General features: G+C 70.0%; 20 protein-coding genes. 4 read left to right on the top strand and 16 right to left on the bottom strand.

From position 1 onward, the window contains the following. Positions 1–168 precede the first annotated feature (168 nt). The 14 genes from AB0K35_RS17300 to AB0K35_RS17235 all read right to left on the bottom strand — a co-directional run bounded on the left by AB0K35_RS17300 (position 169) and on the right by AB0K35_RS17235 (position 17,733). Positions 169–2,274, bottom strand: coding sequence for a family 43 glycosylhydrolase (locus AB0K35_RS17300; protein ID WP_363886187.1), 2,106 nt, complete (start codon positions 2,272–2,274; stop codon positions 169–171). A 337-nt stretch (positions 2,275–2,611) separates the two neighbouring features. Continuing rightward, positions 2,612–4,114: an L-arabinose isomerase gene (araA, locus tag AB0K35_RS17295; RefSeq protein WP_091401160.1), complete on the bottom strand. Its 1,503-nt coding sequence runs from the start codon at positions 4,112–4,114 to the stop codon at positions 2,612–2,614. Positions 4,115–4,140: 26 nt separating this feature from the next. Beyond that, on the bottom strand, positions 4,141–5,133 hold the full coding sequence (gene yjfF, locus AB0K35_RS17290) for a galactofuranose ABC transporter, permease protein YjfF (protein WP_238669240.1): 993 nt from the start codon (positions 5,131–5,133) through the stop codon (positions 4,141–4,143). Further along, complete coding sequence (locus AB0K35_RS17285; RefSeq protein ID WP_238669239.1) at positions 5,130–6,200, bottom strand: ABC transporter permease; 1,071 nt, start codon at positions 6,198–6,200, stop codon at positions 5,130–5,132. The genes yjfF and AB0K35_RS17285 overlap by 4 nt, the downstream gene beginning before the upstream one ends. Then, entirely contained in the window at positions 6,197–7,738 is a 1,542-nt protein-coding gene (locus tag AB0K35_RS17280) for a sugar ABC transporter ATP-binding protein (RefSeq protein ID WP_238669238.1), read from the bottom strand. Before AB0K35_RS17280 ends, AB0K35_RS17285 begins: the two co-directional genes overlap by 4 nt. A 187-nt stretch (positions 7,739–7,925) precedes the next feature. Continuing rightward, complete coding sequence (locus AB0K35_RS17275; RefSeq protein WP_238669370.1) at positions 7,926–8,921, bottom strand: ABC transporter substrate-binding protein; 996 nt, start codon at positions 8,919–8,921, stop codon at positions 7,926–7,928. Between the two features lie 138 nt (positions 8,922–9,059). Then, the gene (locus AB0K35_RS17270) at positions 9,060–9,752 is read right to left on the bottom strand and encodes an L-ribulose-5-phosphate 4-epimerase (protein WP_363886182.1); all 693 of its coding nucleotides are present in this window, start codon (positions 9,750–9,752) and stop codon (positions 9,060–9,062) included. Then, the gene (gene araB / locus AB0K35_RS17265; RefSeq protein ID WP_238669236.1) at positions 9,749–11,431 is read right to left on the bottom strand and encodes a ribulokinase; all 1,683 of its coding nucleotides are present in this window, start codon (positions 11,429–11,431) and stop codon (positions 9,749–9,751) included. The genes AB0K35_RS17270 and araB overlap by 4 nt, the downstream gene beginning before the upstream one ends. Positions 11,432–12,232: 801 nt before the next feature. After that, positions 12,233–13,021, bottom strand: coding sequence for an ABC transporter permease (locus AB0K35_RS17260; protein WP_363886180.1), 789 nt, complete (start codon positions 13,019–13,021; stop codon positions 12,233–12,235). Further along, positions 13,018–13,995, bottom strand: a complete 978-nt coding sequence (locus AB0K35_RS17255; protein WP_238669234.1) for an ATP-binding cassette domain-containing protein — start codon at positions 13,993–13,995, stop codon at positions 13,018–13,020. Before AB0K35_RS17255 ends, AB0K35_RS17260 begins: the two co-directional genes overlap by 4 nt. 33 nt (positions 13,996–14,028) lie before the next feature. Next, on the bottom strand, positions 14,029–14,871 hold the full coding sequence (locus AB0K35_RS17250) for a DUF4097 family beta strand repeat-containing protein (RefSeq protein ID WP_238669233.1): 843 nt from the start codon (positions 14,869–14,871) through the stop codon (positions 14,029–14,031). Between the two features lie 73 nt (positions 14,872–14,944). After that, positions 14,945–15,469: a hypothetical protein gene (locus AB0K35_RS17245; RefSeq protein WP_238669232.1), complete on the bottom strand. Its 525-nt coding sequence runs from the start codon at positions 15,467–15,469 to the stop codon at positions 14,945–14,947. Positions 15,470–15,529: 60 nt separating this feature from the next. Then, on the bottom strand, positions 15,530–16,708 hold the full coding sequence (locus tag AB0K35_RS17240; protein ID WP_363886177.1) for an FUSC family protein: 1,179 nt from the start codon (positions 16,706–16,708) through the stop codon (positions 15,530–15,532). Between the two features lie 56 nt (positions 16,709–16,764). Further along, positions 16,765–17,733 carry an SDR family NAD(P)-dependent oxidoreductase gene (locus AB0K35_RS17235; protein ID WP_363886175.1) on the bottom strand — a complete coding sequence of 323 codons (969 nt, stop codon included), beginning with the start codon at positions 17,731–17,733 and terminating at the stop codon, positions 16,765–16,767. Positions 17,734–17,817: 84 nt separating this feature from the next. Here AB0K35_RS17235 and AB0K35_RS17230 point away from each other — a divergent pair, with 84 nt between their 5' ends. Continuing rightward, the gene (locus AB0K35_RS17230) at positions 17,818–18,789 is read left to right on the top strand and encodes an AraC family transcriptional regulator (protein ID WP_363886172.1); all 972 of its coding nucleotides are present in this window, start codon (positions 17,818–17,820) and stop codon (positions 18,787–18,789) included. Between the two features lie 134 nt (positions 18,790–18,923). Continuing rightward, the gene (locus AB0K35_RS17225; RefSeq protein ID WP_363886169.1) at positions 18,924–21,155 is read left to right on the top strand and encodes a hypothetical protein; all 2,232 of its coding nucleotides are present in this window, start codon (positions 18,924–18,926) and stop codon (positions 21,153–21,155) included. 9 nt (positions 21,156–21,164) lie between these two features. On the opposite strand, the gene AB0K35_RS17220 is transcribed toward AB0K35_RS17225, so the two are convergent. Further along, positions 21,165–21,920 carry an SDR family oxidoreductase gene (locus AB0K35_RS17220; protein ID WP_238669229.1) on the bottom strand — a complete coding sequence of 252 codons (756 nt, stop codon included), beginning with the start codon at positions 21,918–21,920 and terminating at the stop codon, positions 21,165–21,167. Positions 21,921–22,039: 119 nt separating this feature from the next. Between AB0K35_RS17220 and AB0K35_RS17215 the strand changes: the two genes are divergently transcribed. Further along, the gene (locus AB0K35_RS17215; protein ID WP_363886167.1) at positions 22,040–22,693 is read left to right on the top strand and encodes a methyltransferase domain-containing protein; all 654 of its coding nucleotides are present in this window, start codon (positions 22,040–22,042) and stop codon (positions 22,691–22,693) included. A gap of 240 nt (positions 22,694–22,933) precedes the next feature. Continuing rightward, positions 22,934–24,139: an ice-binding family protein gene (locus AB0K35_RS17210; protein WP_363886165.1), complete on the top strand. Its 1,206-nt coding sequence runs from the start codon at positions 22,934–22,936 to the stop codon at positions 24,137–24,139. Between the two features lie 118 nt (positions 24,140–24,257). Here the strand turns inward: AB0K35_RS17210 and AB0K35_RS17205 are convergent. Continuing rightward, positions 24,258–24,334: zinc finger domain-containing protein (locus AB0K35_RS17205; RefSeq protein WP_363886566.1), on the bottom strand; the 77-nt coding region annotated here is incomplete at its 5' end.

Here is a 24,334-nt window from a genome sequence, read left to right as displayed (position 1 = left end):
ACCAACCCACCCGGGACACGGTCCTGGTGTGGTACGCCGGCCTGCCCTCGCTCCTTGACAGAGCGTGGAACAGGCCGGCGGGAAGCTGACGCGGTGGCGCGGACTTCACATGCCGCCAGGGCTGCGTCGCCAGCGCCACCGGTCAGAGCGATCGTCGTGTGACCGGCGTCACGGTGTGGTCAGGCTGAACTGCCGCACTGTGACGGCGCCACCGAGCGACTGCGTCGCGTGGTTGAAGATGGCGAACCGGTAGCCCATGAAGAACTGCCAGTTGTTCGCCAGCGTCAGGGCGTTGCCGAACGAGGTGAAGTTCACCCCGTCGGTGCTGTACGAGAAACGGGCCTGCCGACCGGATCCGGGTCTGATGTCAGCGTTGGCCCGCAACCAGATCCGGCCACCGGAGACGGCGGTGCTCGCCACCTCGCTGCCGGTGCTTGTGGTGTTCCAGCTGCCGTCCATCGTCAGCCCGTTCTGCATGACCAGCCGGGTGGACCCGTTGTCCCGTCGGACTCCGATCCAGGCCGACGAGTTACGCAGCACCGCCAGGCCGGTGCGATCACCATCGCGCATTGTGGAGTAGTCCAACTCGATCGTCGCGGTCGAGGTGGGGCCCTGGATGCGGTGGGTCAGCGTGTTGCGCGCCTTGTACAGGTCGCCGGTGACGGTGGCGGTCTGCAGGTTTAGCCCGTTGTTCACCGACCACTTACTGTTGTCCGGGTTGTGGTTCCACTCCCACTGCGGTCCGAGCGTGGTGCCGGCGAACGTGTCGGTGCCGGTGAGTGGCTTGACGGCGCGGGGCGGCGCGGGCAGGTTCGGCTTCGGGTACGAGCTGCCCCAGGTGCCGTTCACCGTCTGCAGCACGGGCCAGCCGTCGCCGGTCCAGGTGATCGGCGCCATGGCCGGCATCCGACCACCGGGGTACGCGTCGACGAAGGACATGTAGTACCAGTCGCCGTTCTGGGTCTGCACAAGCCCACCCTGGTGCGGCACACCGCCACCGGAGATCGGGCCGGGCAGGTTGAGCAGCACCTGCCGCTGCTCGTACGGGCCGAACGGGCCGTTCGTCGACTTGAGCACGTACTGGCCGTTGGCCGGGCGGGTGAGCCAGATGTAGTAGGCGCCGTTGCGCTTGTAGAAACGCGCGCCCTCCAGCGTCCCGATGCTCGACGGCGTCTGGTACACCTGCTGGGCGCGGACCTGGGACTTCCCGTCGGCGGACAGCTGCGCCACGCTGATCGTGCCGTTGCCGTACGCCACGTACATGGTGTCGTTGTCGTCGATCAGCATCCCGGCGTCGTAGTAGCAGTTGGGGATGGTGGTGTGCTTGCTCCAGGTGCCGTCGACGGCGGACGCCGTGTAGATGTGGGTCTGCGCGAAGTCGATGCACCCGGCCCAGTAGTAGGTCCGGTTGCTCGGCCGGTAGTTCAACGTCGACGCCCAGATGCCATCGACGTAGGCGTTACCACCGCTCATGTCGTACTTCGACCCGAAGTCGAGCTTGGGCACGGAGTGACCGGCGAACTCCCAGTTGACCAGGTCGTACGAGCGCAGGACCGGCGCGCCGGGCGAGTAGTGCATTGTGGACGCCGACATGTAGTAGGCGTTGTCCACCCGGATGATGTCGACGTCGGCAAAGTCCTGCCAGACCACGGGGTTCGAATACGTGCCGTTGGACGGGGGCGGCGTCGTGGGGTCGGTCCCGCCGTCGATGCGAGCGAGCTGCCACTGCTGGTTGGTGCCGTTCCAGTCGTCGTACTGCACGATGTTGCCACCGTCGGCGGTCGAGGCGCCCTGCACCTCCATCGCCTTGTTGCTGTTGCGGTTGATCAACCGGACGTAGCCGCCGTCCGAGTCGGCCAGCCGGAACTGCTGGTTGGTGCCGTTGTTGTCGCTCCACTGCACGACGCTGGCACCGTTGGCGGTCGAGCGGCCGGAGACGTCCAGCACCTTGCCCGACAACCTCGACTTGAGTCGGTAGTAGCCGCCTCCGGAGTCCACGAACTGCCACTGCTGCTGGTTACCGTTGTTGCGCGTCCACTGGGTGATCCGCGCACCGTCGTTCGTGGCCAGGTTGTACACGTCCACGGCCTTGCCACTGTTGCGGTTCACCAACACGTACCAGGCGTTGGTGTCGACGGTGGCCGCTGACGCGGGCGACGAGGCGACGGCCACAGCCGCGCCACCGACCACCAGCACCATCGCGGCGACGGCGAGTCTCGACAGCCACCCGCGCCGTCGTGGCGCACCCCGGGGAACCCGACCGATGGAAAGCATGATCCTCCTCTGCTGACGCGAACCGTGCGGTCTGGGTCGGCGTCCGCGGCACCGGGCGGGGCACCGAGCTGACCACGCCCGGCCATGTGATCGCTAACACCGATCGCCCGACCGTCGCGGCGACGAGGTGCCGAAACCGCGGGGTAGGACGCGCGCGCGGCCGGACCAGCCAACGACATCGACCATCTTGGTTATAGACTGTGAGCGATAACATGCTGTTAGTCAAGGCGTAACACAACCGCCTCGTGGCCCGGCTGGCGCACACGCGAACGGGTGGTCCACCCCCGCCCGCAGGCAGGGGTGGACCACCCGTTTCCGGACGATCCGACCGCGCGAATCAGAAGCCGCGGGCCAGCCGGTAGTAGGCCTGGTTCCAGCGCAGCTCGTCGGCGAAACGGCGGGGCTCCGTGGCGGCGTCGATGACGACGAGCTCGGTGCGGCTCATCTCCGCCAGGTCGTGCAGCTCCTCCACGCCCACCGCCTGTGACAGCACTGTGTGGTGCGGCGCGCCCGCGGTGATCCACGCCTCGGCCGAGACCGGCAGGTCGGGACGCGGACGCCAGACGGCACGGGCAACCGGCAACCGGCGCAGCGGCTGCGGCGGCGCCACCACGTCGATCTCGTTGGCCACCAGGCGGAACCGCTCCCCCATGTCGGACAACCCGAGCACCACGGCCGGCCCGGGTGCGGCGTCGAACACCAGCCGGACCGGGTCCTCACGGCCACCGATGCTCAGCGGATGGATCTCCACGTTGGGCACGTCGGAGGCGATCGTCGGGCAGACCTCCAGCATGTGGGCGCCGAGCACCAGCTCGTTGCCCGGGGTGAGGTCGTAGGTGTAGTCCTCCATGAACGACGTGCCGCCGCTCACGCCCACCGACATCGCCTTGAGGGTGCGAACCAGGACCGACGTCTTCCAGTCGCCCTCACCGCCGAAGCCGTAGCCGTCCGCCATCAACCGCTGCACGGCGATGCCCGGCAGCTGACGCAGCCCGCCGAGGTCCTCGAAGTTCGTCGTGAAGGCCCGGAACCCGCCCGCGTCCAGGAAGGCGCGCATGCCCAACTCGACACGCGCCGCGTACCGCAGCGAGTCGTGCTGCTCGCCGCCGGGCAGCAGCTCGCCGACGATGCGGTAGGTGTCCTCGTACTCCTTGACCAGGTCGTCCACCTGCGCGTCGGTGACCTCGCCGACCACCTCGACCAGGTCGTTGACGCCGTAGGTGTTGACCGAGACCCCGAACCGCAGCTCGGCCTCGACCTTGTCGCCCTCGGTGACCGCGACGTCGCGCATGTTGTCACCGAAGCGGGCCAGACGCAGCGACCGCATCGCCGACCAGCCCAACGCGGCGCGGGCCCAGGCCCCGATCCGAGTGGTCACCCGCGGGTCGCTGACGTGCCCGGCCACCGTCTTACGGGCCACACCGAGACGGGTCTGGATGTACCCGAACTCACGGTCGCCGTGGGCGGCCTGGTTCAGGTTCATGAAGTCCATGTCGATGTCGTTCCACGGCAGCAGAACGTTGGCCTGGGTGTGCAGGTGCAGCAGCGGTGTCTGCAACGCGTCCAGACCGGAGATCCACATCTTGGCCGGCGAGAACGTGTGCATCCAGGCGATGACCCCGACGGCACCCTGAGCGGCGGCGTCCCGGCAGACCTGCAGAATCTCACCGCTGTTGGTCAGGACGGGCTTCCAGACCACGCGGGCGGGAATCTGCGGCGAGTCGTCGAGCGCTGCCGCGATCTGGCGAGACTGCTCGGCCACCTGGCGGAGCGTCTCCTCGCCGTACATGCCTTGGCTGCCGGTGAGGAACCAGATCTCGGGTTCGGTGTGTGGTGCCATGGAGTTGCCTTCCGCGAGAGGGGCGGTCACTTGTAACGGATTCCGATGAGGCGTTGAAGGAGGATGAACGCGAAGAGCAGACCACCAATCACGATCTTGGTCCACCAGGAGTTGAGACTCCCGTCGAAGGTGATGAGGGTCTGGATCACGCCGAGGACCAGCACGCCCAGCACCGTGCCGAAGACGTAACCCGCGCCGCCGGTGAGCACCGTGCCACCGATGACGACGGCGGCAATGACGTCCAGCTCCATCCCCACGGCGATCAGCGGCGCGCCGGAGAGGGTGTAGAAGGACAGCAGGATCCCGCCGATGGCCGAGCACAGACCACTGATCGTGTAGACGGCGATCCGGGTCCGCCCCACCGGCAGGCCCATCAGCAGCGCCGACTGCGGGTTGCCGCCGATGGCGTACACGTTGCGTCCCAGCCGGGTGTAGGCCAGCGTGTACGCGGCGATGACGACCACCACGAAGGCGATCAGCACGCTGATCGACACGAAGTTGCCCCGGGGGTCCCCGATCCGCTCCTGCGACATCGAGGTCCAGAACCCGTCGGTGATCGGGATCGACGCGCCGGAGATGAAGGTGCACATGCCCCGGGCGAAGAACATCCCGGCGAGCGTGACGATGAACGGCTGGATCTCGAAGAAGTGGATGACGCAGCCCATCAACAGGCCGAGCGTCGGACCGATGAGCAGGGCGATGACCAGCACCAGCGCCGCCGGCATGCCGTCCTGCAGCAGCGCGGCCGACACCATCGCCGTCATGGCGACCACCGAACCGACCGACAGGTCGATGCCACCGGTGAGGATCACGAAGGTCATGCCCACCGCGACGACGAGCAGGAAGCCGTTGTCGATGAAGACGTTGAAGATGACCTGGACGTTGGAGAACGCCGTGTACTGCGAGACGCCGATGCCGTACATCACCAGCAGCAGGGCGAGCGTCGCCAGGACCGGTATCTGCTTCCTCGGCAGCCGGAACCGGGTACGACCGGCGGCGGTAAGCGTTCCAGTGGTCATGCCGGCACCTGCTCCTTCGGCTTGTCGGCGATGGTGGCGGGCGGCGGGACGTTGCGCCTACGCCGGCTGAACCGGGCCCGGAAGGCCGGCGCCTGGATGAGGCAGACGGCGATGACGACGACCGCCTTGAACAGCAGCGAGGTCTGCGGCGAGATGTCCATGGCGTACACCGTGGTGGTCAGGGTCTGGATGATCAGCGCGCCGATGATCGTGCCACTCAGGAAGAACCGGCCGCCCGCGAGGGACGTACCGCCGATGACGACAGCGAGGATCGCGTCCAACTCGACCCAGAGGCCGGCGGCGTTGCCGTCGGCGCTGGAGACGTTGGCAGTCATCATGAAACCGGCGACCGCGGCACAGGCGGCGCTGATCACGTACGCGAGGAAGATGACCCGACCGGACCGGATGCCGGCGAGCCGGCTGGCCATGGCGTTGCCACCCACCGACTCGATGATCATGCCGAGTGCGGTGCGACGGGTGAACGCGGCGACCAGCAGGGCCGCGGCGAGCGCGATGAAGATGGCCAGCGGCAGTGTCAACGCGTGGCCCAGGCCGATCGCCCGGTACGGCTCGGAGTTGATGGTGATGATCTGACCCTCGGTGATCAGCTGGGCGAGACCCCGGCCGGCGACCATCAGGATCAGGGTGGCGATGATCGGTTGGATCCCGATGACGGCCACCAGCACCCCGTTCCAGGCGCCGAGCACCAGCGAGACACCCATCGCCATCGCGAGGGCGGTCACCACCACGCCAAGGCTGTTCTGGTCGGGCTGCTTGCTGATGTACATGCAGGCGATCGCGCCGCTGATCGCGCAGAGCGAGCCCACCGACAGGTCGATGCCGCCGGTGGAGATGACCAGGGTCATGCCCAGCGCGACGAGGATCAGCGGTGCGCTCAGCCGCAGGATGTCGATCGGCGTGCCGTACAGGTGCCCGTCCTTGAGCTCGATGGACAGGAAGCCGGGCCGGTAGATCGTGTTGGCGGCGAGCATGACGAACAGCACGGCGGCGGGCCAGAACAGCCGGTGACCGATCATCGTCCGATAGCGGCTCATGGTGTCGTTCATCGGTCTGCCTCCTCCCGGTGGGATCCGCTGGCGATGGTCTGCATGATGCGGTCGGCGTCCAGGCTCTCGTCGTTGGCGAGCTGCGCGACCATCTGCCGGTCGCGCATGACTGCCACCTTGTGGCTGAGGCGCAGCACCTCCTCCAGCTCGGCGGAGATGAACAGCACCGCCATGCCCCCGTCGGACAGCTGCGTCACGAGCTTCTGGATCTCGGTCTTCGCCCCGATGTCGATGCCCCGGGTCGGCTCGTCGAGGATCAGCAGCCGCGGCTCGGTGATCAGCCACCGGGCCAGCAGCACCTTCTGCTGGTTACCGCCGGAGAGGTTGCGTACCGGCACCTCCGGGTCGGCGGGCCGGATGTTGAGGGCCTTGACGTACTTGTCGACCAGCTCGTCCTGGCGGCGACGCGGAATGGGCCGCAGCCAGCCGCGGGCCGCCTGCATGGCGAGGATCATGTTCTCGCGGACCGACAGGTCCGCGACGATCCCCTCGGCCCGGCGGTTCTCCGAACAGAAGCCCACGCCGTGGTCGATGGCCTGCGCGGGGGTGCGCAGGCTGCTCGCCGTGCCGTCGATCGCCACCTGACCGCCGTCGGTGCGGTCGGCACCGAACAACAACCGCGCGACCTCGGTACGCCCCGAGCCCAGCAGGCCGGCCAGGCCCACCACCTCGCCGGCGTGGATGGTGAGGCTGAACGGCTCGACAGCACCCGCCCGACCGAAGTTCGACACCGCCACCAGGGGGGTGCCCTCCTCCAGCGCGGCCAGGTCCCGCCGGGAGTGCTCCTCGATGCCCTCCAGGACGTCGAGCTCCTTGCCGATCATCTTCTCGACCAGGGAGAGCTGGGGCAGCTCGGTGGTGAGGTACTCGCCGACGAGCCCGCCGTTGCGCAGCACCGTGATCCGGTCGGAGATCTCGTAGACCTGGTCGAGGAAGTGGGTCACGAACAGGATCGCGATGCCCTCGTCGCGCAGTTGCCGCATGATGCGGAACAGCTGCGCCACCTCGCCGGCGTCGAGGCTGGACGTCGGTTCGTCCAGGATCAGCACCCGGGCCTTGATGTCGATGGCGCGGGCGATGGCGACCATCTGCTGGATCGCCAGCGAGTACGAGCCGAGTGGCGCGCTGACGTCGAGGTCGAGGTCGAGGCTGGCCAGCAGGGCTCGGGCGCGGCGGCGAACCTCACCCCAACGGACGGCGCCGAAGACCCGGGGCTCACGGCCGATGAAGATGTTCTCCGCCACCGAGAGGTTGGTGCAGAGGTTGACTTCCTGGTAAACGGTGCTCACACCGGCGGCGGTCGCCTGCATCGGCCCGGTGAACGACACGGGCTCGCCGTCGAGGGTGATCGCGCCCTGGTCGGTGTCGTAGACGCCGGTGAGCACCTTGATGAGGGTGGACTTGCCGGCCCCGTTCTCGCCCATCAGGGCGTGCACCTCGCCGGGGAAGAGCCGGAAGTTGACGTCGTGGAGTGCACGCACCCCGGGGAAGGACTTGCTGATCCCGGTCATCGTCAGGACCGGACGGCTATCCGTCATCCCATCAGACCTCTTCTGGGTTGTCGACACGGAAGGGCCGCTACGCTCCCGCCACGCCCGCCCGGTCGCCCCTGGGGGCGCTCAGGCGGGCGTGGTACGGAGGTCGTCGCGGGCCAAGCCCGGTCCGTTTCGGGTAGGGAAGCGACGCGGCGGGGCCGCCACGCGAACGCGGCGGCCCCGTCGTCGATCAGTACTTACGGTTGGGCAGAGCTTCCTTGGCCTGCTCGGACGTGAAGGTGGTCTCCTCGGTCTCGATCCGAGCAGGCACCTCCTGGCCGGCCTTGACCTTCTTGGCCAGGTCCATCAGCTGCGGGCCGAGCAGTGGGCTGCACTCCGCGATGAAGTTGAACTTCCCGTCGGCGAGAGCCTGCATGCCGTCCTTGACAGCGTCGATCGTGATGATGGTGATGTCCTTGCCGGGCACCTTGCCGGCGGCGGTGATCGCCTCGAGCGCGCCCAGACCCATGTCGTCGTTGTGCGCGAACAGCACGTCGATCTTCGGGTTGGCCTTGAGGAACTGCTCCATGACCTGCTTGCCACCGGCCCGGGTGAAGTCGCCCGTCTGGGAGGCGATGACCTTCAGGTTCGGGTTGGCGGCGATCGCCTCGGCGAAGCCCTTCTTACGGTCGTTCGCGGGTGCCGCGCCCGTGCTGCCCTGCAGCTCGACGATGTTCACCGGACCCGAGGCGGTCTTCTTCTGCTCGACCAGCCACTCACCGGCGAGCCGGCCCTCCTTGACGAAGTCCGAGCCGAGGAAGGTCTTGTACAGCGACTTGTCGGCCGAGTCCACCGAGCGGTCGGTCAGGATGACCGGGATGCCGGCGTCCTTGGCCTCCTTGAGCACGGTGTCCCACCCGGACTCCACCACCGGCGAGAAGGCGATCACGTCGACCTTCTGCTGGATGTAGTTGCGGATCGCCTTGATCTGGTTTTCCTGCTTCTGCTGCGCGTCGTCGAACTTCAGCTCGATTCCGGCTGCCGTGGCGGCCTCCTTGATCGAGATGGTGTTCGCGGTACGCCACCCGCTCTCCGCACCGACCTGGGAGAAGCCCATCGTGATCTTGCCGTCGTCCTTGGTGCCGCCGCCGCCGGTGTCGCTATTGCCGCAGGCCGCCACGCCGCCGACCAGCAGCACGCTGGCGAGGACCGCGGCAGCGCGCCACGGAGCGGACTGCGTTCGCATCTTTCCCATCGAATCTCCTTGGCTGGATGTGGTGGGTAACCGCGCCAACCGCCGAGGTGCGAAAGAGCGGCGTACGCGGGTGGTGCGTGCTGGTGCGTCGTGGTGCAGACCGACGGGTCCCGGGTTATCGGTGCAGGGTCAGGAGCCCGTCGGTGCGACTGGTTGCTGGCCGTAGACGTTCTGGTAGCGGTCGTAGAGCGAGTCGATGTCGGCCTGCGCCATCGGAACCGGCTGCCCGAGGGTGTGGGCCAGGTGCGCGGTACGGGCCACGTCCTCGCACATGACCGCCGCCTTGACCGCTGCGCGGGCGTCGCGGCCGATGGTGAACACGCCGTGGTTGCGCATCAGCACCGCTGGCGAGCGGTGCCCGGAGAGCGTGGCGACGATGCCCTTGCCGATGTCGTCACCACCGATCAGCGCGAACGGCCCGATCGGGATCTCCCCACCGAACTCGTCGGCCTGGGCGGTGAGGTGGCAGGGGATCGACTCCCCACACGCGGCCCAGGCGGTCGCGTACGAGCTGTGCGTGTGCACTACCCCACCGACCTCGGGCATGGCCCGGTAGACGTAGGCGTGGGCGGCGGTGTCGCTGGACGGGGCGAAGTCGCCCTCGACGAGAACACCGTCGAGGTCGCACACCACCATGGTGGCCGCGGTGAGGTCGTCGTAGCTCACCCCACTCGGCTTGATCACCATCAGGTCCTGGCCGGGGACCCGCGCGGAGACGTTGCCGGACGTCCAGGCGACCAGGTTGTACCGGGTCAGCTCGGCGTGCTGGCGGGCGACGGTCTCGCGCAGCTCGGCGATCTGTCGGGTCACCTCGGCGTTCACGCCACCACCTCCAGCGGGGCCTCGTGCGGGGTCGCGGCGGTCTCGACCGCCGCGTTGCGGATCGCCCGCAGCCGGAGCATGACGTCGTTGCCGCCACGTCCGAAGTGGTCGTGCAGCGCCCGGTACTCGGCGTAGAGGGCGTCGTAGGCGCTGGCCCGCTCGGGGTCCGGACGGTAGACGGCCTCGTGCACCCGACCCATGGCCTGCGACGCCTCGTGGATCGAGGGGAACTCACCGGCGGCGACGGCGGCGTGGATCGCCGAGCCGAGCGCCGGCCCCTGCGCCGAGGCGATGATGTTCAGCGGTCGCCTGGTCACGTCGGCGTAGATCTGCATCAGCAGCGCGTTGTTGGTCAGACCACCGGCGATCACCAGGTCGTTCACCGGAACTCCGGCGTCGACGAACGCCTCGATGATCATCCGGGTGCCGTACGCGGTGGACTCCAGCAGGGCCCGGTAGATGTCCGCTGGCCGGGTGGCCAGGGTCATGCCGACGATCATCCCGCTGAGGTCGTGGTTGACAAGCAGGGAACGGTTGCCGTTCCACCAGTCCAAGGCGATCAGGCCGTGCGCACCGACGGGCTGACTCGCGGCCAGCTCGGTGAGGCGCTCGTGCGAGTCGACGCCGGCCGGGGCGGCGTGTTCGACGAACCAGCCGAAGATGTCGCCGACACCGCTCTGCCCAGCCTCGTAACCCCACGCGCCGGGGCTGATGCCGCCATCCACCACACCGCACATGCCGGCCACCTCGGCGACCTCCGCGCCGTTGACGACGTGGCAGGTCGAGGTGCCCATGATGGCGACCAGCCGACCGGGCTGCACCGCCTGCGCGGACGCCGCGGTGACGTGCGCGTCGACGTTGCCGACGGCCACCGCGATCCCCTCCGGCAGGCCGGTCCAGGCGGCGGCCTGGGCGGTGAGCGCACCGGCCCTGGCCCCGAGGGGCAGCAACGGGCCGTCCAGCTTGGCCACGAAGTCGCCGAAGTTGGGGTTGAGCGCGGTCAGGAAGCCCTTGGAGGGGTACTGACCGTCCTGCAGGATGCCCTTGTAGCCGGCCGTGCAGACGTTGCGGGTCTCGGTGCCGCAGAGCTGCCAGACGATCCAGTCGGCCGCCTCGATGAAGCGCTCGGCCCGGTCGTAGACCTCCGGGTCCTCCTCCAGGATCTGCAGGCCCTTGGCGTACTGCCACTCGGCGGAGATCTTGCCGCCGTACCGGCCGATCCACGGCTCGGCCCGCTCATGGGCGAGCGCGTTGATCCGGTCGGCGTGCGGCTGCGCGGCGTGATGCTTCCACAGCTTGACCCAGGCGTGCGGTCGGTCGCGCAGCTCGGGGGTCTCGCACAGCGGGGTGCCATCGGCGAGCGTCGGCAGCACGGTGCAGGCGGTGAAGTCGATGCCTATGCCGACCACCGCCGCCGGGTCCACCCCCGCGGCGGACACCGCCGCCGGGACGGCGTAGCGCAGAACGTCGCGGTAGTCCTGCGGGTTCTGCAGGGCCCAGTCCGGGGGCAGCGTTCGACCTCCCGGAAGCGCCGTGCTGATAACGCCATCGCCGTACTCGTGCACCGCGGTCCCCAACTCGGCACCATCGCCGACACGGACCACCAGAGCTCGCCCGGACAGGGTGCCGTAATCGACACCGACGACGTAGCGGTCGTCAGCTCCGTCCACACGGTTCATGTTCACCTCCACCGTTAACGGGGATAGTGTTAACGCTCACATCCAGGCTCGTCAAGACATCTACCCGCAACAGCTCCGTAACGGAACGCGAAAGGCGCACGGACTCGGGAGGGTAGGTAGCGAACCGGTGCAAACCTCAACATTCGGCCCTCAACTGCCGTAACCATCCGACGAATGGGGCCTGAGTCGGGTACGAGTGCCACCCGGAGACCCGTCGACCGGCGGGTGCAACAGGTCCAGTGCGCCGCACATTGCGACAACGCCGTCCGATAGCGACCACTTCTCCCCCGGCGATGATGGCAGCGATAACATTCCCGTGCCGTCGCGGTCGCGTGCTCGAATCGGCCAGGCAGCCATCGACGACCATGCGCGCTCCTGACTGAGCGCGCCGGAGGGGCGACACACCCGGCGTGAAGCCGGGCGGCAGCCCTGTGTTATCGATAACATTCAACGTCTTGGTGTGCCCGCACCGCCCGGTCGACCCGTGCGCCCAACGGGGCGTCGCGCGGCCCCCGAAGGCAAGATCTACTAGTGCGCGCCGGAGTCGCGGGGTCCGCGGCGGAGTGATCGGCCGACTTCACGAAATCCGAGTCGACCACGCGCCCGCGCCACCGACCCCGCCGCCCCACCACGCGCCCGCGCCACCAACTCCGCCGCCCCACCACGCGCCCGCGCCACCGACCTGCCACCCGATCACACGCTCTCACCGCCGGTCGCACGACGCCACGAGCCGGCGGCCCGACCCCTGTGGGCCGAGCCGCCGGCTCTCCGTTGCGGTGCTGACGAGACGCGCCGGTCGGATCAGGCCGTCCGGTTGCGGTTGTACAGGGCCTTGGCCCACAGGAAGCAGCCCACCGTGATGACGGCGCACCAGACGACCGTGATGATCCCGTTGGCGCCGATCCCGGTACCCAGGAGCAGGCCGCGAAGGGTCTCCATGACGGGCGTGAAGGGCTGGTAGTCGGCGAACACCCGTACGGCGGTCGGCATGGAGTCGGTGGGGACGAACCCGCTGCCGAGGAACGGCAGGAGGATCAGCGGCATGGGCAGGTTGCTGGCCGTCTCGACACTGTCACTGACCAGACCGAGGGCGACGGACAGCCAGGTCAGCGCAAAGGTGATCATGGCGAGGACGCCGATCGCGGCGAGCCATTCGACAGGGTTGGCAGTGGGCCGGAACCCCACCAGCAGCGCCACGACGGTGACGGCCGCGAGGCTGAGCATGGTCTGGACCAGGCTGCCCAGCACGTGACCGGTCAGGACCGACGGTCGAAAGATCGACATCGTGCGGAACCGGGCGATGATCCCCTCGGTCATGTCCATCGCGACCGAGATGGCGGTGCCCTGCGCGGCGCTGACCACTGTGATGAGCAGGATGCCGGGGGTGACGTAGTTGGCGTACTGGGAACGGTCGCCGGACGGGCCGAGGCCGGCGCCGAGCGTGCCGCCGAAGACGTAGACGAAGAGCAGCAGGATGATGATCGGGATGCCGATGAGCAGGAACGTCATCGACGGGTACCGCCGCATGTGCAGCAGGTTGCGCCGCAGCATGGTGCTCGAGTCGCGGACGGCGAGGGAGAGGGTGCTCATCGCGCGGGAGCCCTTTCGTGGTCGGGTCGGCTGGCCCGGGTGTCGGGCTGACCGGTGAGGGTGAGGAAGACGTCGTCGAGGTCGGGGGTGTGCACGGAGAGGCCCGCCACGCTGATCGAGGCGCGGTCGAGCTGGTCGAGCAGGGATCGCAGCGACCCGACCCCGCCGTCATTCGGCACCTGGAGGGTGAGCGCCGCGTCGTCCCGGGTGGCGGCCTCGAACGTCCGGGCCGCCGAGTCGAGACCCTCCTGGTCGGCGAACTGCAGGACGACGTGGCCGCCCGGGATGAGCCGCTTGAGTTCGCGCGGCGTGCCCTCGGCGATCAACCGGCCGTGGTCGAGGAACGCCACCCGGTCGGCGAGCTGGTCGGCCTCCTCCAGGTACTGCGTGGTGAGCAGGATGGTCACGCCCTCGGCGGCGAGCGCGCGGATGATGTGCCACATTGCCCGGCGGCTGCGCGGGTCGAGGCCGGTGGTCGGCTCGTCGAGGAAGATGACGCGGGGTTCGCCGACCAGGGTCATCGCGAGGTCGAGCCGACGACGCATACCGCCGGAGTACGTGGACACCGGCTTGCCCGCCGCGTCGGTCAGGTCGAACTGGTCGAGCAGGTCGGCGATCCGCCGCCGACCGGCGGCCCTCTCCAGGTGACACAGGTCGGCCATCAGGGTCAGGTTCTCCCGACCGGTGAGCAGGCTGTCGACGGCGGAGAACTGACCGGTGACGCCGATCAGCGCGCGTACCGCGTCGGGTTCCCGGGTCAGGTCGTGGCCGAAGACGCGGGCGTCACCGCCGTCGGCGTCGATCAGGGTGGAGAGGATCTGCACTGTGGTGGTCTTGCCGGCGCCGTTCGGACCGAGCAACGCGAAGATGGTGCCCTCGGTGATCATCAGGTCGATGCCGTCCAGCACGACCTTGTCGCCGTAGGACTTGCGCAGGTCGGTGGCGACGATCGCGGGGTTCATGGAGCTGGTCATGGTCTCCTCCTCTGTGGTCGGCGGGGCGGTGGGTCAGGCGCGGCGGATCATGATGTCGCCGTAGGAGGTGTTCGCCCGGACCTCGACCGTCTCGTCGGTCTGCGCCGGGCTGTCGGTCGACTCCAGCGCGTTGTGCACGCGGCCGTGCTTGGAACTGACGTCGAGCCAGGCGGCGGTCCCGCGACGGATGCCGACCTCGATCGCGCCGTAGGAGGTCTGTGCGTCGACAGCGCCGCGGGTGACCTCACCCAGCCGAAGGTTGCCGTAGGCGGTGCGCGCCGTCACCGAAGCCTGCGAGGCGTCCACCGTGATGTCGCCGTAGGCAGTGTTGATCCGGACGTCGCCGCCGCTGCGGCCGATCCAGCAGTCGCCGGACGAGTTCTTGATCTCGGCGGTGCCGTCGACCGCGCCGATGCGCACCTTGCCGGACGAGGCCTTCACCCGGGCGGAGCCCAGTACACGCTCGACAGCAACCTCGCCGTGGCTGCTGTCGATCTCCAACGGCCCGGTCTCGTCGAGTCGGATGCCGCTGCCGGTCTTGATCCGACACTCGCCGAGCCGACCCTCGCAGCGGAACGCCGCCCACGCCGCCTCGGCGTACACCCGTGACCCGGTCGGCACCTCGATCTGGACGTCGACCGACGGCCCGGGGCCGAACGCGTAGCGGCGCCAGCTCTTCGGCACCCGGATCACCAGTCGTCCGGCGGCGAACTCGACTGTGCTCTGTTCGGCGGCGCTCACGTCGGCCTTGCTCGACGGGTCGCGGGGCCGCACCGTCACCACGGTGTCGGTGCGGTCGCTCGCGGCGATCCAGGCATCGCCGATAGGCAGCTCGATCTGGACGGAAATCGGTTCTGGCGTCTCGAAAACAGGCATGGTGGTCTCCCGAAAGGTGGTCGGCGGAGGTCGCCGCTGGTCAGCGGCGTGGTGGTGGAAGGGGTACGGGGAGTTAGCGGGCCCAGCCGGTGAAGTGCTGGCCGGAGATCGGCTCCACCCGGCGGGATGGACGGCGCTGCGTGTCGCCCGTCCCGATGGCACCGGCGACGGCGCGCACGAGCCAGGCGTTGACCGACAGCCCGGCGCGGCCGGCGGCGTCCTCGACGCTGGCCTTCAGGTGGTCGGGGAGCCGCAGGTTGATCCGCGAGGTGCCGCCGTCGTCACCGTCGGGCGCGGTCACCGGCACCGACAGCGGTGGCGGGCCACTGGGCTCACTCGCCACCTCGACCGGCGGGCTGGCCGGCGTCACCACGAAGTCGGGCTCGCGCCCGCGCAACCGGACGTGCACCGAACCCGGCGCGAGGTCACGGGTGATCTCGTCGGCCGCGTCGGAGAGCGCTTCGAGCAGGGTGAGACGGGTGGCCGCCTCCAACTGCGCGAAAAGTCGCTCGGCCAGCGCCCGGGCCTCCGGGTCCACGCCCTCAGCGGCCACGGCGAACTCGTCACGCAGGTTCTCGACGTATGACCTCAGTTCCATGGCATCATGATGGCACCACTTTGGCTCACAATGCAACAGACGTGGCTCAGGAAGATGCCGCTACCTGGCTCCGCCGGGGTCAGCCGACTCTGAGAGGTCGCCGAAGAGCCTCCGGACCAGATGATTCGCGTCCTCCTGGCTCAGCCCGGTGGCGACCAGGAGGTCACTGACTGTCGTCCGGACCTGTGCCACCACCACCGCGCCGGAGAAGCCGACGCCGTCCCGATAGGCGTGCCCAGCCGTCCGGACCGCCCGCAGCGCCTGCTCGCGGGCCCGGTTCGGCTCGGCGCCGGCGGCGAACTGCCGCTTGAGCAGGCGGACCGCCTCGGCGAGATCGGCCACCGCCGTCGGCAACGACTCCGGCACCGGCTCGCCGTCCTCGATGAGCGACACCGACCGTCGGATCAGGGTGCCGCTGTTGCGCACCGCCCGGTCGATCGGCTCCGCCGCCTGCGCGTAGCGGCCCACCGGCCCACGCCGTTGATGCCAGTACACGGGTGACAGGGTGCTCGCCTCCCGGGCGCCCTGGGTTGCCTCGACGAACGCCTTCAACCGGCCCGCGCTCTGCCGCAGCTCACCCCGGGCGGTACGGGCCCGAGCGGCATCCCGCTCGGTCAGCGCCTCGGCGGTGGCGTCGAGCTGGGTCGCGAGGAGATCCAACGCCGGCCGCGCGGCCCGGTTGAGCACCCGCAGCGGGTTCAACGGCAGCAACACGGCGGTGACCAGCAGCGCCACCCCTCCCCCGATGAGCGCGTCCACGAACCGGGGGATCTCCAGGTCCCGGACGGTCGGGCTGAGCGTGGCGATGAGCACCGCCGTCGCCCCCGCCTGGATGACCACCGCCGCGCTACCCGCGAGGAAGAGCGCGACGACGATGGCCAGCACGACGATCAGGGCGAGTTGCCACCACCCGGTGCCGATCACCAGGAGGAGCAGGTCGCCGATCAGCACTCCGACGGTGACACCGATGATCAGCTCGACGGTGCGACGCAACCGCTGGCCGACTGACGCGGCGAGCGTCGAGACGGCGGAGATCGGCGCGAAGACCGGCTGCGACACATGCAGCAGCGAATGCGCCACCAGCCAGGACAACGCCGCGGCCAGGCCGGCCTGTAGGGCGAGGCCGCCGATGGTTCGGACCCGACGGACCCGGTCGCGCAACGCGACCACCAGGCGGTCCCCCCACCGGGCGACGGTCGACGGGCCCGCGTCCGCTCCGCGCCGACCGGCAGCGACCATGGCGGCACCTACCCCGCCACGACCGGATCAATCATCGCCGGCACGCCCGGCCGCCCTCAGCGCGAGGCGAGCGCCTTCTCGGCGTACGCCCAGAGCCGGTCCGCCGCAGCCGGGTCCAGCGCGTGGGCGGCGACTCCGCCGGTGGCGTCGGGGCCACCGGGGATGACCTCGGCCTCCTGGTTGTCGTCGAAGTACCGGCCGCCGACGCCGTCGAGCAGGGGTGAGCCGGCGAGCAGCACTGTGGTCGACGCGCCCTGGTCGGGCTTCTTGTAGTACTCCGCCTCGATGAGGTTGCCCGCTTCGTCCATCGCGCCCATCGCGCGCATCGTGTCGTCGTCGATGTGGCGCTGGAGGTTGGTGAAGATGTACCCGGGGTTGAGGGCGTTCGCGGTGATCCCGTCCCTCTCCCACTGGCGGGTGATGCCGACCGCGAGCAGGACCTCCGCGGTCTTCGACTGGCCGTAGGCCGACCACGGGTCGTAGGGGCGCCGCTCGAACTGCGGGTCGTCGAAGTCGAACGGCGCGGCAAGGTGTGCCCCGGAGCTGACCATCACGACCCGGGCCGCGTGGGCGGCCCGCAGGTTGTCGTGCAGTCCCCGGACCAGCGCGAAGTGGCCGAGGTGGTTCGTCGCGAGCTGGAGTTCCCAGCCCACGGCGGTCAGTTGGCGGGTCGGGATCGCCATGATTCCGGCGTTGGCCACCAGCACGTCGAGCGGGCCCTGCCAGGCCGCGACGAAGGCGTCGACCGACGCCAGGTCGGAAAGATCGAGGGCGGACGACCGGACCGTGCCAGGTCTGGCACCGGTGGCGAACTCCTCGGCGAGCCGGTCGGCCGCCCGCGGATTCCGGGTCGCGATGGTGACCTCGGCGCCGGCCCCGGCCAGCGCGCGCACCGTCTCCACACCGATGCCGGAGGCACCCCCGGTGACGATCATCCGGCGTCCGGTGAGGTCGACACCGTCGAGGACCTCGGCGGCGGTGGTGCGGGCGTTGAACGGGGTGGTGAGGCGTGCGCTCGCTGTCATGAAACCCAGGCTACGAACGCTCGGACCGGACTGCCTATAGTCTGGGGTCCTTCATACTTTCGTGAGCGTCCAGAAAAGGTGGGGATGGATCCGCTGGAGGATGTGCTGGCCCTGCTCGGCGCGACGAGCCACGTCTCCGCCGGCCTGGTCGGGGGCGGACGCTGGGCCGTGGGTTTCGACCCTCCCGCCGGGGCCAAGTTCAACGCCGTCCGGCGGGGCCGATGCTCGCTACGGGTCGACGGCCACGCCGAGCCGATCAACCTCGGTACGGGCGACTGCTTCCTGCTGACCCGACCGGCGGCCTACACCCTCTTCAGCGACCCCGATGTGCCGGTCCAGCCCGCGTACCCGATCTTCGCCGCCGCCACCGACGGTGTGGCGCACGTCGGCGACGGTGACGACGTGTTCCTCATCGGCGGTGCCTTCACCCTGGGCGGACGGGCGCGCAGCCTCCTGCTGGACAACCTCCCGCCGGTCATCCACGTCCCCGCCGACACCCCGGAGGCCGGTACCGTCCGGTGGGCCCTCGGCGAGATCGACGAGGAACTGCGGTCCACGCGACTCGGCTCCCACCTCGTCGCCGAGCACCTGGCGCTGGTCCTGCTGATCCGAGTCCTGCGGCTGCACCTGGCCCGCGACGAACAGCCCACCACCGGGTGGCTGGCCGGCCTCACCGACCCGGTTGTCGCCCCCGCGCTACGCGCGATGCACGCGCGACCCGCGCACGCGTGGACGGTGGACGAGGTCGCCCGCGCGGCCACCGTCTCCCGGTCGACGCTGGCGGCCCGATTCAAGAGGGTCGTCGGGGTGGGCCCACTGGAGTACCTGACCGGGTGGCGGATCGAACTCGCGGCCGACCGCATCCGGCACAGCTCCGACACTGTCGCCACCATCGCCCAGGCCGTCGGGTACGGCTCGGAGAGCGCGCTCAGCGTGGCCTTCAAGCGCACCACCGGCCTCTCGCCACGCGCCTACCGCAGCGAGCTGGCGAAGGCGGGCCGGAACGACGTACCCGAACCGACAGTGCCCGCCGGTCGAGCACGGCTTGGGCGGTAGCGCCCCTGCCGGCCGAGATTGAGGGCAGCCGGATCGGGTAGACCCGGCTCTGCAGCCCCGAGCGTGACGTCGGGCCGGGTCGCGGGACGAGGGCTGCGAGACGCCTCGGGGGGACGTCGGATGGATCAGCGCGGTTGAGCGGGCCGGACGACTCCGGCAACGTCGTGGAGCTGCGGGTGCACGGGGTCTCCGGCGCGAGCGCCGCACAGGTGCTGGACCTGCAACAGATCGGGCAGGTCGCCGGTGACCGCAGTGGCGGGTTCTACCGGCCGCGCCCCCCGTACTCGGACAGCACCGGCGCGAACGGTGTGACGCTTGAGGCGTACCGCTGGGGTGATCTGCCCTCCGGAACCGTGGCCCGCACCCTGGCGGTGGTGTTCCTGCTCCCCTTCATGCTGGTCAACGTCGCGATCTGGATGCGCCCGGCGAACCCCGGGTCGGAGGCGGCGGTCAAGTCCCTGTGCCGGGTGCTGGCGCTCACGCTCACCGTGCTCTACGTGCTCGCCGTCGCCGGTGTCGCCCTGGATCTCGTCGGTTGGCAGTGCCTGGCCTCGCCGGACTGCCACGCCGGACGCAGTTGGTTGTCCTGGCTGAGTGGGCGGCCGGTCGGCCTGCGGTTGGCGGTGCTCGCGCTGGTCCCGGTCGCCGCGATCGGCCTGATCTGGCGGGTCAGCTGCCGTCCGGGGCGGACCTTCGAGGCGTTTCGCGCACCCGACCAGGGCAGCGCCGCGCCCCGGCTCGGCACCGTCGGCCAGTGGGACGCCGAGCCGCTGGTGGGGCGGTTACGCGCCATCCACGTCGCCGCGGCGTTCGCGACGCTGGACCTCGTCCTGCTCCTGGCCCAGGGCGCGAACGACGCGTCAGCGGCCACGATCGCGCTGACGGCGATCACGGGGGTGATCCTGACCGGCTGCGTGGGGCTGCTCTGCACACCACCGCTGATGGACCGGTCCCCCGGCGACCGGCGGCTCGACCGGATCACCGGCACCCTCCGGAACGCTGCCATCATCCTGACCGTGGTCGTCGTGGCACACGTGCCGACCAGTTCACGGCCGTGGTCGCAGCAGCACGGGCTTCCCGGCTACGACCGGACCCTGACCGGTCTGTTCGCGGCTCAGACGACACTGTTGGCCGCCCTGGGCGTGGTGCTGCTCTGGCACCGACGCCGGGAACGCGGCGCCACCCCGCTGTTCGGGCTGGGCGCTCTCGTTGTCGTCGCCACCGGGATCAGCATTGCGGTGGCGTACTCCGCCGAGCTGGTCTACCGGGTGGCGGACTTCCTGGATCGCGACGTGCCGACCGAGGAGGGCATCGCCACCGGACCACCTGCGGCCTACACCTGGGCGATCCACGGCTTCTTCCGCGCATTGTTGGGCACCGCGATCGTCGCCGGCCTCGTCATCCTGCTCTCCCGCCGGAGTCGACGCCGGGCCGCGGCGGCGATCGTCGCGCGCGACTTCCCGAACCCGCCGGCCGGGGCAGGACCCCGACTGGGGCAGGTCCGAGACGCGATAGCCCGGGCTCGCTTCACCGAGAAGCTGATGCCGCTGGCAGTGGTCTACAGCTGCCTCGCCGGACTCGGCACGGCCACCACCACGATCGGCCTGCTCGCGCACCTCCCGGGCGACCTCATCGAGCCGAACATCGGGTTGCCGGCGGCGGCGGTCACGTTCACCATCGCGTTCGGTAGCTGGGTGATCGCGGCGATCATCCTCGGTCTGATCATCGGTGGAATCTTCGCGTACCGGACCGAGCCGTACCGCCGACACGTCGGCGTCCTCTGGGACCTCGGCACCTTCTGGCCCCGGGCCGCCCACCCGTTCGCGCCGCCCTGCTACTCGGAACGGGCCGTGCCGGAACTGGCCCGCCGAATCACCTATCTCGTCGAGCGCGGCGACGCGGTGCTGCTCACCGGGCACAGCCACGGCTCGGTTCTGCTCGCCGCCACGGTGCTCCAACTGCCACCGCAGGTCGGCGCCCGGGTCGCCCTGCTCACCCACGGATCCCCGCTGCGCCGCCTCTACGCACGGCTCTTCCCCGCGTACGTCGACGACGCGGCACTGCACGAGATCGGCCGGCGGGTGGGTTGGCGCTGGGTGAACCTGTGGCGCGACACCGACCCCATCGGTGGCTGGATCTTCTCGCCGCATTCCGCACCCGCGCCGGCCACCACCGGCGACCCGGCCGCCGCTGTGGATCGTCGACAGCGTGACCCCTGTGACGTGGTGGCACCCCCAGGGGACAGCGTCGCCCCACCCATCCACGGGCACTGGCCGGGCGAGTCCGACGAGCCGTTCACCGAGGCGGTAGAGGAGTTGGTGCGGCGCCTCGGTGGGCGGGCCGGTCCGCCCGGGACGCCGGGGTAGCGGGCCGGCTCAGTGCCCCCGGCCCGCCCGGGTACGCCAGTCGTCCAGGGCGGTGCCGGCGAGGCGGGCACCGTCGGCCGGGACGAGCGAGCGTTCGCCCAGCTTGGCGCCGAAGTACCGGGCGTCGGGGTCGGCCACCACCGACCGACGGTCCTGTGTGTCGGCGAGGAGGGATCGACCCAGTTCGTCGAGGCGGAACTGCTCCGGGCCGGCGACCTCGACCACTGAGTTCGTCGGCGCGCCGAGCGCGACCTCGCAGACCGTGGCCGCGACGTCGTCAGCGGCCATCGGCTGGATGAGCACCGGCGCGAGGTGCACGCTGTCGCCGTCCGTGGCGGTGTCGATGATGCCCTGAAGGAACTCGAAGAACTGGGTGGCGTGCACCACCGAGTACGGAAGTCCGGACGCGACGATGAGCTTCTCCTGGGCGACCTTCGCGCGCATGTACCCGCTGTCCGGGATCCGGTCGCACCCCACGATGGAGAGCGCCACGTAGTGGTTCACCCCGGCGTCCGACGCGGCGGCGAGGAGCGTCCGGGTCGAGGTCTCGAAGAACTCCAGTACGGCGGTGTCCTCGAACGACGGCGAGTTCGACACGTCGACGACGACCTCGGCGTCGGTGAGCGCATCGGCAACTCCCTCGCCGGTCAGGGTGTTCACGCCGGTCTTCGGCGATGCCGGCACCGCCTCGTGGCCCTGGGCGGCGAGGCGGTCCACGAGCTTGGAACCGATGAGGCCGCTGCCCCCGATGACGACGATCTTCATGGTCGCACCACGTCCTGTCTGCACTGGGTTGAATCGTGCTGCCAACCAGTAAGACGGAAAGCGTGCACAGATGCAGGACAATCGCCGGAGAACAGTTCGACGGAGATGAGGAGGTCGACGTGGCAACTGTGTCCCACCCGGTGTTCGCCCGGGTCTACGAGCGGCTCAGCGTCGCCATGGACCGTGCCGGCACGGCGGCGTTCCGGCGGGACCTGGTCGCCGGCCTGTCCGGCCGGGTGATCGAGATCGGCGCGGGCAACGGGCGGATGTTCGCCCACTACCCGCCGGGGGTGACCCAGGTCCTCGCGGTCGAGCCGGAGCGGCGTCTGCGTGCCGCTGCCGAGCGCGCCGCGTCGACCGCGCCGGTCCCGGTCACTGTCGTCGACGGTCTGGCCGAGGCGCTGCCTGTCGGGGACGGCGAGTTCGACGCGGCGGTGGTCGCGTTGGTGTTGTGCACAGTGCCCGATCAGGCGAGCGCGTTGGCCGAGATCAGCCGGGTGCTGCGCCCCACAGGCCAGGTGCGGTTCTTCGAGCACGTGGCCGCCGAGGAGGCCACCGGTCTGCACCGCGCCCAACGACTCCTCGACGCCACGCTGTGGCCGAAGCTGTTCGCCGGCTGCCACACCAACCGCGACACCGTCGCCGCCATCGGCGCGGCCGGCTTCGAGGTGGAGCAGCTGCGCAGGTTCCGTTTCCCGGCCACCAGTAACAGCCCCTCCTCCCCCTGCGTCCTCGGCCGCGCGATCAGGCCGGTCCCGGCCATCCGTCGGTAGGCCGAGGTTCGCTCGACCGCCTGGGCGCACCCGCCCGCCTGTCACGGAAGCGGCGAACACGAACGCGAGGGTCGGTCCAATTCAGATAGATGCCCGCCGGCTATTGTCCCGTTTTGCTCTCATTTGAACACCTGACGTGATGTGGTAATCAGCGCGCTTCTCGGCGCGCCATACGGCCGTATCACGCAGGACGCCACTCGCTGGACGTCTCCTGCGAGTAGTACCCACGGAGGGTGTTCTGTGACAGCTAAACCCAAACACTGGCTACGGCGGCGGGTGGTCCTGCCGTCGCTCGCGGCTGGCGCAGCCGCCACAGTGGCAGCCAGCCTGCTGCTCTTCAGCTCGACCGCCGCCAACGCGCAGGAAGCACCGGTCAACCTGGGAACCGCGGCCGACTTCTCCGTCCTGGCCGGAGCGGAGCCGACCAACACCGGCCCCAGCTTCCTGGCCCAGAGCCTCGGGCGGTTCCCCGGAAGCACCGCGTCCGGCTTCGGTACGGCGACCATCGGCGGCGAGGTACACCTCGGCGACGCGGTCGCGCTCCAGGCCCAGAGCGACCTGACCATCGCCTTCAACGACGCCGCCGGCCGGACCCCGTTCACCAACCTCCCGGCGGAGCTGGGTGGCAACACGCTCAACGAAGGGGTCTACCGGATCGGGGCCGCCCAACTGACCGGACCGTTGACGCTCAACGGCCAGGGTGACCCGTCGGCCGTGTTCATCTTCCAGGTCGACTCCTCGCTGACAACGGCGTCGAACAGCAGCGTGGTCCTGATCAATGGGGCTTCGGCCTGCAACGTGTTCTGGAAGATCGGCAGTTCGGCGACGATCGGCACCGGCACCACCTTCGTGGGCACCATCATGGCTCAGGCCGCGATCACGATGGCCACGGGCGCGACCCTGCAGGGCCGCGCGCTGGCGCGCACCGCCGCCGTCACCCTCGACACCAACGTCATCACCGCGCCGATCTGCGCCGGGCCGACGGGCCCGCCCGGACCGACCGGCCCGCCCGGGCCCACCGGTCCGCCCGGCCCGTCCGGTAGCCCCGGCGCACCCGGCAGTCCAGGAGCACCCGGCAGCCCCGGCGCACCCGGTAGCCCCGGCGCACCCGGCAGTCCAGGAGCGCCCGGCAGCCCCGGCGCACCCGGTAGTCCAGGAGCGCCCGGTAGCCCGGGAGCGCCTGGCGCACCAGGTAGCCCGGGAGCACCCGGCAGCCCCGGAGCACCCGGCAGCCCCGGAGCACCTGGTCCGTCCGGGCCCCCCGGAGCACCTGGAGCACCAGGCAGCCCTGGCGCACCCGGTCAACCTGGTGGCGGCGGCAAGCAACCCATCCTGCCTGTCACCGGCAGCGGTGCGGTCCCGGCCCTGACCGGCGTCGGGAGTGTGATGGTCGTGCTGGGCGCGTTCGCGTTCTTCCTGGCCCGGCGTCGACGCCTGGAGTCCTGATCGGTGGCCCGGCCGGTGTGATCCCGGCCGGGCCACGTCACGTCGTGGGGGCGCGGCCCCCCCCCCCGGGGGGGCCGGGGCCGGGCCGGCGGCCCCCGCCCCGGGGGTGGGGCTGGGCTCAGCCGGGCTGGCAGGTACGGCACCAGTAGAGGTTGCGGCCGGCCAGCTCACCGCGGCTGACCTCGGTGCCGCAGA

Origin of the sequence: Micromonospora sp. NPDC053740 (assembly GCF_040677775.1) — a bacterium.
In the GTDB taxonomy this organism is placed as follows: Bacteria; Actinomycetota; Actinomycetes; order Mycobacteriales; family Micromonosporaceae; genus Micromonospora; species Micromonospora alfalfae.
This window is presented reverse-complemented; position numbering and strand designations above follow the sequence as displayed.